A 14,417-nucleotide genomic window follows, 5' to 3' on the forward strand; every position below is an offset into this window, starting at 1 on the left:
CTTTGGCCGTTGCATTGAGCAGGTGCAGGGCTGCAAGCCCTGCCGAACACCCCCTACTTCCGCGGCAGGTAGGTCACCAGCGAAAGGTCATGCCGGCTCTCCGGCACCAGTGCCACGTACTGCAGGTCCAGCAGGCCGCGCGTGGGATGCATCAGTTTCTTCGCGCCCTCGTCGAAACGACGGACGTCGTGCTCCGGCCACCACAGGCGGAACGTCTCGCTCTGCGCCGAAATATCCTCGGCCAACGCCAGGAACGGCGCCTTGTCCGGCGCCTGCGCCATGGCCGCGCGGAACCCGGCCAGCAAGCCGCGGCTCATTTCTTCCCAGTTGAGGATGCGCTCGCGGTAGGGGGCATACAGGAACATCAGCCACAGCGTGTTGCGCTGGTTCGGCGGGAACTGGCTGTAATCCACGAACAGATCGGCGATGGCCGCGTTCCACGCCAGGATGTCGAACCGCGTGTTGCGCACATAGGCCGGAAGCGGCTGCATCGCCTCCACCAGCTGGCGCAGGCCGTCGGTCACGCTCTCGTCCGGCGACTCCAGCGGAACACCGTACCCGGACAGCGCAAAGGCATAGGCGCGTTCGTCATCACTCAGGCGCAGCACCTTGGCCAGGCGCTCCAGCACCTCCGGCGAGGCGCGCACTTCGCGCCCCTGCTCGATCCAGGTGTACCAGCTGACGCTGACCCCGATGGCCAGCGCCACTTCCTCGCGCTTCAGCCCGGGGGTGCGCCGGCGCCCGGCCGGCAGGCCGAGCGTGGCGGGATCGACACGGGCACGGCAGGCTTTCAGGAAGCCGCCAAGTTCCTTGCGTTCACTCTCGCTGCGCATCATCGCTACCGCCGCACTGGTTGTAGCGTCGAGCCATGCTCGACGCATCTGCTAGCCCGCGAAAAGCAGCCAAGCATGGCTTGGCTCTACAGAAAACCGGTTCAACCGCCCTCCGTTGCGGAAGGCGGTGACATCCGCGCAGGCGCGTGGATCAGGCATCGATGCGCTTGGAACCCACCGCCAGGCCGGCCTTCAGGCTGGCCTCGACGAACTCGTCCAGGTCGCCGTCGAGCACCTTCTGCGTATCCGAACGCTCGATGCCGGTGCGCAGGTCCTTGATACGGCTCTGGTCGAGCACGTAGTTGCGGATCTGGCTGCCCCAGCCGATGTCGGACTTGGTCGCTTCCACGGCGTCCTTTTCGGCGTTGCGCTTCTGGATTTCCAGCTCGTACAGCTTGGCGGCCAGCATCTTCATCGCGTTGTCGCGGTTCTGGTGCTGGCTGCGGCCGGTCTGGCAGGCCACGACGATGTTGGTCGGGATGTGGGTAATACGCACCGCCGACTCGGTCTTGTTCACGTGCTGGCCACCGGCACCGGACGAGCGGTACACGTCGGTACGCAGGTCGGCCGGGTTGATGGTGATATCGATGTTGTCATCGATTTCCGGCGACACGAACACCGAGGTGAAGCTGGTATGGCGGCGGTTGTCCGAGTCGAACGGCGACTTGCGCACCAGGCGGTGCACGCCGGTCTCGGTCTTCAGCCAGCCATAGGCGTAATCACCTTCCACGCGCAGCGTGGCGGACTTGATGCCGGCGACGTCGCCACCCGACACTTCCATCAGCTCGGTCTTCCAGCCGCGCGATTCGCACCAGCGCAGGTACATGCGCAGCAGGATTTCCGCCCAATCCTGGGCTTCGGTGCCACCGGCACCGGCCTGGATGTCGACGAAGGCCGCCGCATTGTCCATTTCGCCGGAGAACATGCGCTGGAACTCCAGCTTCTCCACGTGGGCCTGGTGCTTGTCCAGATCGGCAACCACGGCCAGGGCAGTATCTTCGTCCTGTTCGGATTCAGCCAGTTCCAGCAGTTCGGTCGCGTCGGTCAGGCCGTCCAGCACCGAGGCGATGCCGCCCACGGTCTTTTCCAGGGTGGAGCGTTCACGGCCCAGGTTCTGCGCGTATTCGGCGTTGTTCCAGACGTCGGGGCTTTCCAGCTCCCGCGTTACTTCTTCAAGACGCTCTTTCTTGGCGTCGTAGTCAAAGATACCCCCTGAGCGACACCACACGATCGGTCAGATCGGCGATGCGCTGGCGGACAGGATTCAATTCGATCATGTCGGCGGTTATGCACTAAATAGATGACTGCCAATGATACCGCAGGCGCCGGGCCTCCGGCGAGGCAGGCCGGGGGCCGGGGCCAGCACTGGACATCCCGCCACACGATCCCGGTAGACTTCCCCACCACCGCGGGAACAGGGGCCACGCGGGCCATCCCAACCAAGGAGCACCATTTCAATGACGATCATCCGTTCCACCCTGTGCCTGGCCGCCTGCCTGCTGGCCGCCAATGCCTCGGCCATCGACCTGAAGGGCCTGTCCAGCACCGGCCTGAAGGCCGGCAAGGCCCTGACCCTGTCCGACGCGGAAGTCTCGGCGGCCGCCGACCAGGCCTGCACCTACATGGACAAGGAAAACCAGGTGGTGTCCGGCAACGATCCGTATGCCCAGCGCCTGGCCAAGATCACCCAGGGCCTGGCCAACGAGGACGGGCTGAACCTCAACTTCAAGGTCTACCGCACCGCCGACGTCAACGCCTGGGCGATGGCCAACGGCTGCGTGCGCGTCTACACCGGCCTGATGGACATGGCCAGCGACGACGAAGTGCGTGGCGTGATCGGCCATGAAATTGGCCATGTGAAGCTCGGTCACAGCAAGACCAAGATGCGCACCGCCCTGCTCGCCTCGGCCGGCCGTGAAGGCCTGGCGGCCTCCGGCAACGGCAACCTGACCCAGCTCAGCCAGGGCCAGCTCGGCGAACTGGCCGAAGGCTTCGTCAACGCCCAGTTCTCGCAGAAGGAAGAGAGCGCGGCCGACGAGTACGGCTACCAGTTCATGAAGCGCCACAACTACGATCCGGCAGCCCTGGCCAGCATGTTCCGCAAGCTGTCCAGCGACGGCGGCCTGATGTCCTCGCACCCGGGCTCGGAAGCCCGCGCCGGGCGCATCGACGCGATGATCAAGAAGGACAAGAAGTAAGCCACGGGCGGGCGGACTCCTTGGGTCCGCCCGTTCACACGCCTGCCAGGGCCTGCCGCAGCAGCGGCAACTGTCGCCTGCTGCATGGCACTTTGACGCCATCAGCCATGTGCAGCAGGGCTTCCCCGCCGTCCAGCGGCTCGATCGAGCGCAGCTGGCCCCGGTGGATCAACCAGCTGCGGTGCGGGCGCAGGAACTCCGCGGGGTCCAGGCGCTGCTCCAGCGCCGCCATGGTGATCCGCAACGGGTAGTCGTGACCGCGCACCCGCAGGTTCACGTAGTTCCCGGCCGCCTGGGCGTATTCCACATCGCCGGTGGCCACCAGGAACTCCTTGCCCAGCTTGCGCACCAGGAAATGCTGCGGACGCTCGACCGGCTCCACCGGTGGGCCTTCATCGGGCGGGGCCAACAGATGGGCCTCGCCCTGCCGCTGGCGGCCGAACCAGGCCACCGCGTGCACCGCAATCACCAGCAGGCTGTAAGTCTGCACGTCCTTGAAGAACTCGTAGAACCACTGCGCCGGCCAGGCGCCGTAGGTGTAGTGCTGGCCGGCCAGGGCGAAGGCCACCTTGCGCAGCAGTACCATGGCACTGACGTGCAGCAGCCACCAGGCGATGCCGCCCAGCAGATAGAAACCGATCCGGCGCCGCCAGGTGTCGGCATGCAGCGGCCAGCGGCGCGCGGCCGCATGCAGCAACGCCAGAAGGCCCAGGCTGGCCAGCGCACTGCTGAACTCCTCGATCGAGGTCGCCGCCGCGGGGAACGGCTGGCCGTCACGCAACGCCCGCATCCACTGTGCCAGCACGTTGCCCGCCGCGGTGCCCAGGAACAGCAGTGACCAGAACGCGGCGGCAAGCCGAGGCCGCCGCGACCGCTGTGGCCGCGCTGCAACAGGGGCGGTCGAGGCCGCCGGATCTCCATTTTCCATGCCGCCATTGTTGCCCATCCGGCCGCGCGCGCATCCGCCATTGGTCCCAGCATCACCACCACTGGCCCCTGCGCGCCCGCCACTGCGCCCCATCCGCTGGCGGCCCGGCGTTGGCAGGCGGAGGGTGCAGCTTCCTTCTTCAGGCCGCCCTCCATGCACCGTCGCCATGACCTGGACACCCTGCGCGTCGCCGCCTTCGGGCTGCTGATCCTCTACCACGTCGCCATGGCCTACGTGGCCGGCTGGGATTTCCACCTCAAGAGCGCCTACACCGCCGAGTGGCTGCAATGGCCGATGATCGCGATGAACCGATGGCGCATGCCCCTGCTCTTCGCCATCAGCGGCATCGGGCTGGGCCTGTCCCTGCCCGACCAGGGGCGGCTGCGGCACACCCTGCGCCGCTGCTGGCGCCTGCAGCTGCCCCTGCTGTTCGGCATCGTTGCCGTCGTCTCCCTGCAGGCGTACTGCGAAGCGCTGGACAAGGGCGACGCGGCACCGGGGCTGGCCCGGTTCCTCTGGCGCTACTGGCAGTTCCGCCCCTGGCCGGGCGCGCACTTCAGTGGCGCCGAATACGGCTTCACCTGGAACCACCTCTGGTACCTGGCCTACCTGCTGCCCTACACCGTCCTGGCCGTGACGCTGGCCAGCCTGCTGAGACCGCTGCGCGAGGCGCTGCCACGCTGGCAGCCGAGTGACCGCCTGCTGGGCAGCCTGCTGCTGGTGCTGCCGGTCGCCTGGCTGGGCTGGGCGCTGATGGTGCTGATGCCACGCTGGCCGCCCACCCACGCCTTGCTGAACGACGTCTACGTGCACGCCGAATCGCTGCCCCTGTTCCTCGGCGGCTTCCTCGCGGCACGCTGGCAACGCGGTTGGCATCTGCTGGTGCGCGGGCGCCGCCTGACCCTCGGCCTGGCCTTGCTGGGGCTGTGCCTGGAACTGGGCATCCGTGCACTGGCCCGGCTGCCGCACGTGGGCGACCTCGATGCCTGGGTGCTGGCACTGCCATGGGCCCAGACCGAGCGCATCGGCCGCGCCCTTTATACGTGGAGCATGCTGCTGGCCTTGTTCGGCTGGGCGCGGGTGCTGCTGTCCCGCCCCTGGCCCGGCCTGGACTACTGCCGGGAGGCTGTTTTCAGCTGGTACATCCTGCACCAGACCGTGCTGATCGTGCTCCTGTATGCGTTGCGGCCGCTGCAGCTGGGTGCGTGGCTGGAACCTGCGCTGCTTGTGGCCGGCACCGTCGGCGGTTGCCTGCTCATCCACGAGCTGCTGATCCGCCGCGTACGCTGGCTGCGCCCCCTGTTCGGCCTGCGTGCCGGATCGTCAGCGCTGCCCGTGGCACGCGTTGCGCCGCTGTAGTGCCGAGTCCACACTCGGCTGCTCTGGCCGTGAGCCGAGCATCGGCTCGGCTCTACCTGGCCTGACTACCCACGGACGATGAGGACAACGGATGTTCCAGACGCAATGGCACCTGTGGTTGCAGCACACCTTCGACAGCACCTGGGTGCTGTCGCTGATGCAGTTCATCAGCCTGCTGGGCTACGAGATGGCCTATACCGCGCTGATCCTGGTCTGCGCCTTCGGGGCACGCCTGCGCGCGGGCCTGTGCGTAATGCTTGCAGTACTGCTGATGGCCTGCGCCACGCATGCGATCAAGCAGAGCGCCGCCCTGCCCCGCCCCACCGATGTGGATGCAGCAGTACTGGACAAGGGCGAGCCATCGCATCCGTTCGTGGTGGATGGTGGAGGCCACACCTTCTGGGCACTGCCGGACGCGCAGGCCACCGCAATGCTGCGGGCACAGCCCGACGCCGACTACGGCTTCAACAGCGGCCATGTCGGCGTGGCGACGGCCGCCTGCGTGGGGCTGCTGCTGGCCTTCGGCATCCGCCGTCGCTGGCACCGATGGACACTGGCGCTGGGCTGGCCGCTGCTGATGGCACTCTCGCGAATGTACTTGGGCCGGCACTTCCTGGGCGACGTACTGGCAGGCTGGTTGATCGGCCTCGGCGTGGCCGTGCTGGCCTGGCAGTTGATGCCGGGGTTGCGCGGGAATCGGCGCTGGCAGCTGCCGGTACTGCTGGGCCTCGGCACAACCTTGGCCTGGGCCTCGCTGTGGACACCGCTCGTGCCGCTGGGCGAAGCCGCGCGCCTGCTGGCGCTTGGCCTGCTGGTGGCGTGGCTGCAGTGGCGTGGCTGGCCAGCCGATCCGCGCGGCATCGTGCAACGGGTGCTGCGCGTGCTGGGCGTTGTGCTGGTCTACCTGCTGGCGCGGCCCATCATCGACTGGCTCGCGCAGACGATTCCGTTGCCCGATGCGCCGATCACCGAATTGCTGTGGCATACCGTCGGCACGCTGCTGATCCTCGGTGGCGGCGTTGCGCTGGCACGGTGGATTCCTCGGCAACGGACCCGGTAGATCCACGCCATGCGTGGATGAGCCGTTCCGACGCCGTGCGACAGCCACGCATGGCGTGGCGCTACCGCACCTCGAACTCGCCCACCAGCACGGTCTCGGCACGGTCCTTCAGCCGCAGGGTGACCGCCTGGTCTTTCTGCTGCGGCGTACCCCAGTGGGTGGTCAGGCGCAGCATCAGGGTGGTGGCGCCGGTCACCAGCTGCTGGCGGCTGCCGAAGTAGTTGGCCTCCACCTTGTACTTGCCCGGCTTGGCATCGCGCAGTGAGAACTGCTCGGGACCATAGCCGCCGGTGAAGTCCTGCGACATCTGCCCGCCCTGGTAGGTCAGGCGATTGCCGTAGTAGGCGCGCTCGCCGTTGGGGTCGGTCACCCACAGGTCCATGTCACTGTTGTCGGCATCCCAGGCCAGCACCACCCGCAGGTCCAGCGGCATGGCCTGCAGCAGGCGCGGATCGATGCCCCGGGTGTCCAGCTTTGGCCGGCTGCGCGATACCAGGTTGGTCAGTTCATCCAGTGCGATCAGGGCGATGCCATCGAAGCGGCCATCCCACGGGCGTACGACAACCTGGTACAGCGGTTCCAGCGCCTGCTGCGGCTTGCCGGCCGCCGCCAGCGCCAGGCCCAGATCACGGAAGCTCTGCGGCTCCTCCTGCCCCATCGCCAGCACCTGCTCGAACACCGGCACGGCCAGTGCCGGCGCGTCAGCCTGCAGCAACCGGTAGCCGAGTACGCGCAGCAGATGGCGGTTGTCCAGGTCCATCTCGGCCAGGTTGGAAAGCACGCGCAGGGCCAGCTCACGCTGGTTCTGCTGCAGCAGCAGGTCTGCCACGTCCAGGAAGAACGCGCTGCTGTCGGCATGCGCAGCGCGCTCGGCCAGGTAGCGGTCGTACAGCTGGGCGGGCGGGCCCTGCCGCAGGCGGCGCGCAACCGGCGAGTCGGGCTGCCACGCTGCCAACTGGATGCCGAGCTGGCCGCCGTTGGCGGGCGAAGGTGCAGCCTCCGCAGCCGATGCACTCGCACCCGTGGCATCCAGTGATGCAGCCTCCGCCGATGGGGCCTGCCGGCGCGCACGCGCGGACTCCATCCGCGACTCGGCAGCCATCATCGGCGCGGGCGGCGGCGGTGCCGCAGGTGCTGGCGCGGCAAGCAGCGCCATCGGCGCACTGGCCGCTGCATCGTTGGCCAGGATCTCCTTGGCCGCAGACGGCGGCGCCTGCTTCGGCCAGCTGCGGTTCCACCACTGCTGGCGCTCCTTCCACTGCGTGGCAACCTTGTCGAGGCGGCGGCGATCCTCGGCCGCACGATCGGCGACCTGGCGGGCATATCCACGGTCATAGTCGGCGCGCAGCGCGCCGGCGGGGCGGATCGCATAGCGCAGGTAGTCCTGCAGCGTCTCCAGAACGATCAGCGACGTGTCCGGCCCGACCATCCCGAACTGCTGGGACAGACGGTGCATCGCCTCGCGGTTGCTGCGCGCGTCCACCGCCAACTGCTGCAGACGCGCCTGCGCCCACAGCCCCGCCAGCAGATCACCGTCGTCACTGCGGCGGGCAGGCGGCAGCGCCTGCCACTCACCACCGGCAACCCGCACGCGCATCGGCACGCCGTCGGCGGCCAGGCGCGCATGCAGCCACACCCAGCCCTGCGCTTCACTGCGGCGATCGATCACCACATCCTGCACACCACGCCCGGCGTCGATCTGGAGGTCCAGCGGTGCGGACAGCAATTCGCGGGCGGCGGCATCCACGTCCGTACCCACGGGCACGAAACGCCCGCCATGCGCCTCGCTCCAGCCGCGCAGGCGGGTGCTGTCGGTGCGGGCGCCAGCGCTGCTGATTGCGAACAGGCGCTGATCCGCCGCCAGAGCCGGCAGAGTCTCCGGCCCGTAGGTCAGCAGGCCGTCGCTGAGCAGCAGATATTCCTTTACGGTCGGCTGCGGCTGCCATCCGGCCAGCGCACTGGCGCCATCCGGGCGAACCGCCTGCAGTGCCGTGCGCAGCGCACTCCAGTTGCCACCCTGGATGCGGAAGCGACGCACCGGCTCGGCGCGGTCGCGCAGCACGGTCAGCGCGACCGTGCCATTGCCCATTGCAGCGAAGTACCGATCCAGCAATGCGAACTCGCGCGTGCGGTCGCGCTGTCCCGACGATCCCGAACCGTCCCACAGCAGGCCAACCTCGCTTGGCACGGTGCGCGGCGCGCGGCTCACCGGCACCGGCAGCTGCGCCAGCAGGTAGTGGCCCTCCTCCCACTTCGCCACCTGCACGTCTGCCCGGCGTACTGCGGGCAGGTTCCATTGGAGCTGCGCCGGCAACTGCGCCCCCTTGCCTCGCCACTGCAACCGGCCCGCGTCGATGCGGAACGGGGCGGTTCCTGCAGTGACTTCGCCCGGCGCCTGCAGCTTCAGCTCAACCGATGCGGCGCCTGCCGCGAACTGCAACGGCAGCGTCCACCGCCAGCCTTGGTTGGAGAAGGCCAGCGGCTCACGCAGCACGAGCTGCACGCGACGACTGCCACCGGCCGGCAGCGGATAGATGCGCAGGCGGAACTGGTTACCGGCCATCTGCTCCAGCAGACCCGGGTCAACACCGCGACGGGCGATCTCCTCGAAGACCTGGCGGCCACGATCCTTGGGTACGGGCACTGCATCGCGCAGCTCGCCATTGATGTCCAATGCAAAGCCGCTGATCTGCTGGCCATCCACCAACGGGAACTGCAGCTCGCCTTCCATCGCGCGCCGGTTCGGGTTGTGGAACTGCAGGGTGATGCGGGTCTGGGCGATGCCGGCGCGGACCTCACCCTCGATGCTGGCCTGGCGCAGCTCAATGGCCTGTTCGGCACCCGCAACCTGCAGCAGGGGGGCTGGAGCAAGCGGCCGGACGGCGGGGCGAGACTGTGCGTAGGCAGACCCGGCCAGGGTGCCGAGCAACAGGGCCAGCACGCAGGGGGCGCGACGGAGGACGAGGGGCATTGGACGGCTCCAGCGGGAGGATGGATGGTTCAACGCCTGGGTGGGGGGAATGGGGTTGCTGGGGAGGCAGCCGGCGCGCATGCCCCTTTCCAGGACCGCCGCCTGCCTTGACCTGATTCAGAATCGCCTCCCGTCCAGTCATCCTTGCAGCCCCATGCGACGCTCCTCTGCGTCGCGCAACATCAGATCTGGCCGTCTTCCAGCTGCTCCAGCACAACAGACCACCACGCGCCTTCCACGAGTGCAGCAGGGTCAAGCGTGGTCCATTCCGCCGCCATCGTGCTGATTGCAACATCACGATTGAACCGTTGCTCTGCTGGACGCGCCTGGAACTCTCCTCGCCTGAAAGCCTCAAGCCTGGCCTGCATCTCTGACTGGGAGTAGACAACGGGACCGGAATCACCTGACCTGGCCTGCTCCTGAAATGTCTCATACAACGCCAGAAACCCGAGGAAGCTGGACAAGCGACTATTGACGAACTGATGCATGCCATCACCCGCCGCAATCACCTTCCCGTCTGGTGATAGGCAGAGCAGAAGCCCCCTTCCCCACGGCTCGTGCGCGACGACGAGAAGCTCCTCCCCGTTGAAATCGACTCTCTGCGGCGCCTCGAACTGCACAAGGGGCATTTCGCCCGGCAGTTTTGAAGGCAACCCGAGGCGCAACATCGGCTCGCTGGACAAGGGATCAAGCCCAAAGTCGCTCAGTACTTTGGCACTTACCTCCAGAGAACCCGCATCGTAAATGCGAGGGAAGGAATTTCCAGTCACGTCCAGACCTCACAGGCAGGAAGACACTGTCCGATAGATGGGTGAACCACGCGTCGGAAGAAGCTCTCGATTCGATCATCGGTCAGATGGGCAGTCATCATCTACCCGCAGCTTCCCGCAATTCGTCGACCACTTCAGTGAAGAACGCCAAGATGGGCTGAGGTAGGGAGAGCATCCTTCCCACGGTGACTCCGTCATCACAATCAATGCGAAGCTCGGTGCCATTCATTGTCAGGGAGGTGACCCGGGCTTGGTATCGAGGGCTTGGGATGACGACATGAAGCCCCTCGTCTTTACGAACAATGCGCAGCGACCTGGGAGCATCCCCTTCGAACACGCGGGTGATGTAGCACGTTCTTACCAGACCCTTCTCGCAGGCCACATCAAGCTTGTCATCGGCAGCGCCTGCTGTCAGGCCCGAGTTCTGCGACAACGCGGAGACAAGTCCGAAAATCAGATGGTCGAAGACACTCATTGCAGATACGAGATAGTCGACAGGCTTGTCCTTGACGCCGAACGTCAACCTCAGTGCGCCACCCGGCTGGTCGACCAGCACATCTGCAACAGGAACCAGGGCGCGATCTCCTCCCGGATTCTGATCGACAAAGAAGCTTGAACTGGTGCACATATAGTAGAGCGCAGGGACAGCTCCCAGGCGGATCTCTTCCCATCGAGGATCATATGAGAATACAGATGTACTTGGATAAATCACCCTCTGCACGCGCTTCCCGATAAGGTCCATGCTCGATCTGCTTTCCGCTTGCTTTGCCCACCTTCGATGGATCGATTCGACGGCGCGGGCACGTTGCTGAAGAATAATTTTCCAGCCAAGCCTGCTTCGCTGCAATCATAGCGCCGAGACACCGTACGCGCCGATGGTCAGGCTGTAGCTCCAACCGTTTTCTTTTGAAGTGAGCTAATTTTCGCGTCCACTTTTTCCAGACCCAGCTTCCCGCATCCCACAATCTTCAACTCACGAAGCGCGGCAAGATCATTGATGATCTCGATATTCGCTATCCGCTTGCAGTACTGGATATCAAGCATCTTGAGATGCTCGAGCCTGGACAGTGCGCCAATATCTGCCAGCGAACTCAGATTTTTCAGCCGCACTGCCTCCAAATGGGCAAGCTTCTCAAGTCCATCGAGGCTCTTCAGATTCGCTCCCCCTAGCAGCCCCAGGCGCTCAAGGCCACCCGCCGATGAGGACAGGGCATCGAAGATCTCATCAGCTACGGGCACGTTCAGCAGGTTCAACTCCTGGAGAGGTAACGCCAGAGCCAACCTTAGATTCTTCAATGACCTGTCGGGGTAGATGGAGAGGACCCTCAACATCGGGAAGCTCGATGCATCGAAGCGCACAGGCACGTCAACGTACAGCATCCTGAGATTGGGCAGTACAACACTCGGCCACACCAGAGTTCCCGTGCCAAGGTGGATGCTCAGCGCCTCGATTCCCTCAGGCAGGAGCCCGTCCTCAAGCCCATCCATGATCGATGGCGCAATGGATCCAGGCCCTATGCTGAGCGACTTGAGACCTCGCATTTCCCTGAGTATCTCTGGCAACGCCTCAAGCTTGTCACCGGGCGGGGACCAGAGATGGGCCTGCTGAATTCTGTCAAGCTCGTCGCAATTGAAGGGGGCATTGAAGAACACCAGCTCAGCATCTGGCGTCGGGAATGCTGTCTGGTGTCTGGCATCCATCAGAACAACGCCGTGCTTCATGTTCTTCGCCTTCGATGACCCGGAACTTCTCGCCGCGGACGCCATCACTGTACATCGGCAGAGCCCCCATTCCTCAGGTTTCTGCATCGCGACACTGGTGGATAGGCCGTCTTCACAAGCGGCGCGAACGCGACGCCCTGCTACCCAGCCCGACGAACAACCTCCACGAGGAACCCAGCAAAGGAACTCGAAAACGTCTCGAATGCACCGGTGTTGTAGTCGTACCTGAGAACCGGATACTCCCCGTCCTTTAGGCCACCGCGTGTATCGAAGTAGAAGGCTTCATCGGAATCCGGAACAAAAATAGGAAGAATTCCTGAAGGAGAAAATCCATCCTCCGCGACCAAGCGAGCATTGTAGATCAGATCATCATCTGCCACATCTCGATCTTCCGGCTCTGCAAGGCCAAACACCGGATCTGGGCCAATAGAAAGGCTCCCATGCTCAACCAGCCAGAATTTGTATGAGGCGGGCAAAGGCAAGCCAAGCCCCCTCTCCACATCCTCCACCAGATCTGGAGGAGCAGCACGACCAGGAAAAACCCTCACGCGTGATGATCCAGCGATCATCGCGCCAAGGCGCTCAAAATCGGAGTTCCACTCAGGATTCACCGGACCTCCGGGGCCAATCACGTGAAGCGCGACTTCAAGGCTTCAACAGCGCCCGATAAACTGATGCTGCCAGCACTTCGAGGCAGCGCCGCACTTTCAAAACCACGAACCAGCCAGCCCTCAATTGCAGATGCGACGGAATCATCATCGATGCGCGAGGCCTCTTCAATTGCGATGCAGATGGCGATACGCACACTTCTCCTTCTGGCAGAGAACTTCGTCGACGATGAAACGCCTGCCGCACAATAGTCGGCCACACTGCCACTGATCCACAGCTCGACATCGATCACGTCCAAGCCGTCGACGGATACTTCTTCAAAGGCAGATTTCAGCCAAGTACGGGCCTGGACGATTCCGGGAAGGACCTTCACGCCCATCTCCGGACCACCCATCCTGCCACTCAGGGTCACTTCCATACATCCTCCTGATGCCTGGCTGCGACAACAGCTCATTCCGAAGCAATGCCCAAGCGCCTCAACTCCGCGATCCCAACTGCCCAGTCTTCCCGGCGCTTCCTGGCAGCGGCCAAGGGCACTACCAGCAGGACTTCCTCGGCATCCGAGTCACTGAAGATGCTCAGCCTCGTATGCGTCTCAGGAAATGCATCCGCGAATTGTGATCCCAACATGTCGAGCTCGCCGAAGTCCCGCTTCCGGACGATGACCTGGGTCTGGGGATCTCTCCTGATCAGATCGAGGGGCACATCCTTGCATGCGAAATCGACAAACCTTGCCCGACTGATATCCAGCGCCCAGTTCGTAGCCTCATAGAATGCCGCACGCTGCTCTGCGAATGCAGCGAGAACGCCCGCATCAGTGCAGAACGCAAAGGGTTCAAGATTGATCTTGATCTTTCCAATCTTTCCCGCAAGGGAGACCCTTCTGAAGAAACAGGACCAAAGGAGGAGGATTGGATTCACATCCAACCCGTCGATCTGGACATCCTCAAGCACCGTTGGACCAATCTCGCAGTTGATCACCTTGCAGTTCGACACATGAACATCGCGGACGGCGCTCATCTTCGAAGGTCGCTTCGAAAGCGACATCCCACAGTTGTCAAAAGAAGTTTTCGCTATTCGAAGCGCCTCGAAAGCACTGCCGCCATTGTCGAACTTCATGCTGAACTGCTGCGCGCCAATGTGTTGCATACCTGGACCCAGGGCGGAAGCACCATGACCACATCTCAACATGGACCAGTCAGTATCATCAAGTCCTAAGCAACCAGCAGACCCGGGAAGATCAAGACCGGCAACAACCTCTGGCAGCTTATGCCAGGCGGTTCAAGCGGTGGTCCGACATGCCTGACGATTTCGTCGTGTAATGCGAACTGGCCTAGGCCCGATGCGCACCATGCTGCTTGAGCGGGCAGACATTTAGTGCATGCAGTTGCAGGCGCCTTCGCGCGACCATGTGGCCATGGTCGCAGTGCGCTTCAAAAGAATGGGCCGAAAGCTTGGCATTCAAGCGCCCGTCAATCTTGGAATGGTCTGCAAGCCACGATGCACGCGATTGGCACCCTCAAGCCTGCCGGACAATTTCCTCCAGAAAATGTCGAAAATCTTCAGCAAACGGCTCGTAGCTGCCATCAGACCAATCGCGCCTGACAACCGGGTACTCGCCATTGATCAGCCCGTTGCTCGCATCAAAATAGAATGACTCATCTGTATCCGGGAGGTGGATCGAGATGTATCCGACAGGCAACTCACCATCTCGAGCGTCCAATCTGAAGTTGTAAATCAAATCACTGTCAGATATGTCACGCACATCCCTCGGCGCAAGCGTCAGTACAGGATGTGCGCCCACCCTAAGATTTCCGAACTTGAGGAGCCATTCCTTATACGATTCTGGCAGCGGGATTCCAAGTTCATCCTCAGCGTCCTGAATAAGACCAGGATCAACTTGACGACCGGCAAACACCTTGACTCGTGGACGCTGCGCCACCAACGCCTCAAGATTATCAAACATG

Annotated in this window: 14 protein-coding genes; 3 read left to right on the forward strand and 11 right to left on the reverse strand. The window is 64.0% G+C overall.

Annotated elements, in window-relative coordinates:
* Positions 1–53 precede the first annotated feature (53 nt).
* Both C1926_RS11720 and prfB read right to left on the reverse strand, forming a co-directional pair.
* The gene (locus tag C1926_RS11720; protein ID WP_079221759.1) at positions 54–836 is read right to left on the reverse strand and encodes a helix-turn-helix transcriptional regulator; all 783 of its coding nucleotides are present in this window, start codon (positions 834–836) and stop codon (positions 54–56) included.
* Between the two features lie 148 nt (positions 837–984).
* Positions 985–2,110 (reverse strand): peptide chain release factor 2 gene (gene prfB, locus C1926_RS11725; protein WP_108759303.1). Its coding sequence is split into 2 segments (ribosomal slippage): positions 985–2,034 and positions 2,036–2,110, totalling 1,125 coding nucleotides; the frame shifts between segments, so codons are not numbered across the junction.
* A 180-nt stretch (positions 2,111–2,290) separates the two neighbouring features.
* Between prfB and C1926_RS11730 the strand changes: the two genes are divergently transcribed.
* Entirely contained in the window at positions 2,291–3,031 is a 741-nt protein-coding gene (locus tag C1926_RS11730; RefSeq protein ID WP_079221758.1) for a M48 family metallopeptidase, read from the forward strand.
* A 34-nt stretch (positions 3,032–3,065) separates the two neighbouring features.
* On the opposite strand, the gene C1926_RS11735 is transcribed toward C1926_RS11730, so the two are convergent.
* Complete coding sequence (locus C1926_RS11735; protein ID WP_108759304.1) at positions 3,066–3,977, reverse strand: LytTR family DNA-binding domain-containing protein; 912 nt, start codon at positions 3,975–3,977, stop codon at positions 3,066–3,068.
* Positions 3,978–4,112: 135 nt separating this feature from the next.
* On the opposite strand from C1926_RS11735, the gene C1926_RS11740 reads away from it, so the two are divergent.
* Both C1926_RS11740 and C1926_RS11745 read left to right on the forward strand, forming a co-directional pair.
* Positions 4,113–5,318, forward strand: coding sequence for an acyltransferase family protein (locus tag C1926_RS11740; protein WP_108759305.1), 1,206 nt, complete (start codon positions 4,113–4,115; stop codon positions 5,316–5,318).
* Between the two features lie 91 nt (positions 5,319–5,409).
* Positions 5,410–6,378, forward strand: a complete 969-nt coding sequence (locus C1926_RS11745) for a phosphatase PAP2 family protein (protein WP_108759306.1) — start codon at positions 5,410–5,412, stop codon at positions 6,376–6,378.
* A gap of 61 nt (positions 6,379–6,439) precedes the next feature.
* Here C1926_RS11745 and C1926_RS11750 read toward each other — a convergent pair whose 3' ends face one another.
* From C1926_RS11750 to C1926_RS11785, 8 genes are all read right to left on the reverse strand, one after another.
* Positions 6,440–9,349, reverse strand: coding sequence for a VIT domain-containing protein (locus C1926_RS11750; protein WP_108759307.1), 2,910 nt, complete (start codon positions 9,347–9,349; stop codon positions 6,440–6,442).
* A gap of 182 nt (positions 9,350–9,531) precedes the next feature.
* Positions 9,532–10,119, reverse strand: coding sequence for an SUKH-4 family immunity protein (locus tag C1926_RS11755; protein WP_159095094.1), 588 nt, complete (start codon positions 10,117–10,119; stop codon positions 9,532–9,534).
* A gap of 97 nt (positions 10,120–10,216) precedes the next feature.
* On the reverse strand, positions 10,217–10,861 hold the full coding sequence (locus C1926_RS11760) for a hypothetical protein (protein WP_159095095.1): 645 nt from the start codon (positions 10,859–10,861) through the stop codon (positions 10,217–10,219).
* 137 nt (positions 10,862–10,998) lie between these two features.
* Positions 10,999–11,841 (reverse strand): hypothetical protein, encoded by an 843-nt coding sequence (locus tag C1926_RS11765; RefSeq protein ID WP_108759310.1) that lies wholly within the window; start codon positions 11,839–11,841, stop codon positions 10,999–11,001.
* Between the two features lie 140 nt (positions 11,842–11,981).
* The gene (locus C1926_RS11770) at positions 11,982–12,452 is read right to left on the reverse strand and encodes an SMI1/KNR4 family protein (protein WP_108759311.1); all 471 of its coding nucleotides are present in this window, start codon (positions 12,450–12,452) and stop codon (positions 11,982–11,984) included.
* 17 nt (positions 12,453–12,469) lie between these two features.
* Positions 12,470–12,868, reverse strand: coding sequence for an Imm12 family immunity protein (locus C1926_RS11775; protein WP_159095096.1), 399 nt, complete (start codon positions 12,866–12,868; stop codon positions 12,470–12,472).
* 32 nt (positions 12,869–12,900) lie between these two features.
* Positions 12,901–13,569, reverse strand: a complete 669-nt coding sequence (locus C1926_RS11780; protein ID WP_216822009.1) for a hypothetical protein — start codon at positions 13,567–13,569, stop codon at positions 12,901–12,903.
* A 400-nt stretch (positions 13,570–13,969) separates the two neighbouring features.
* Positions 13,970–14,416 (reverse strand): SMI1/KNR4 family protein, encoded by a 447-nt coding sequence (locus C1926_RS11785; protein WP_108759314.1) that lies wholly within the window; start codon positions 14,414–14,416, stop codon positions 13,970–13,972.
* Position 14,417: the final 1 nt, after the last annotated feature.

The sequence above is a fragment of the Stenotrophomonas sp. ZAC14A_NAIMI4_1 genome (genome assembly GCF_003086915.1).
In the GTDB taxonomy this organism is placed as follows: Bacteria; Pseudomonadota; Gammaproteobacteria; order Xanthomonadales; family Xanthomonadaceae; genus Stenotrophomonas.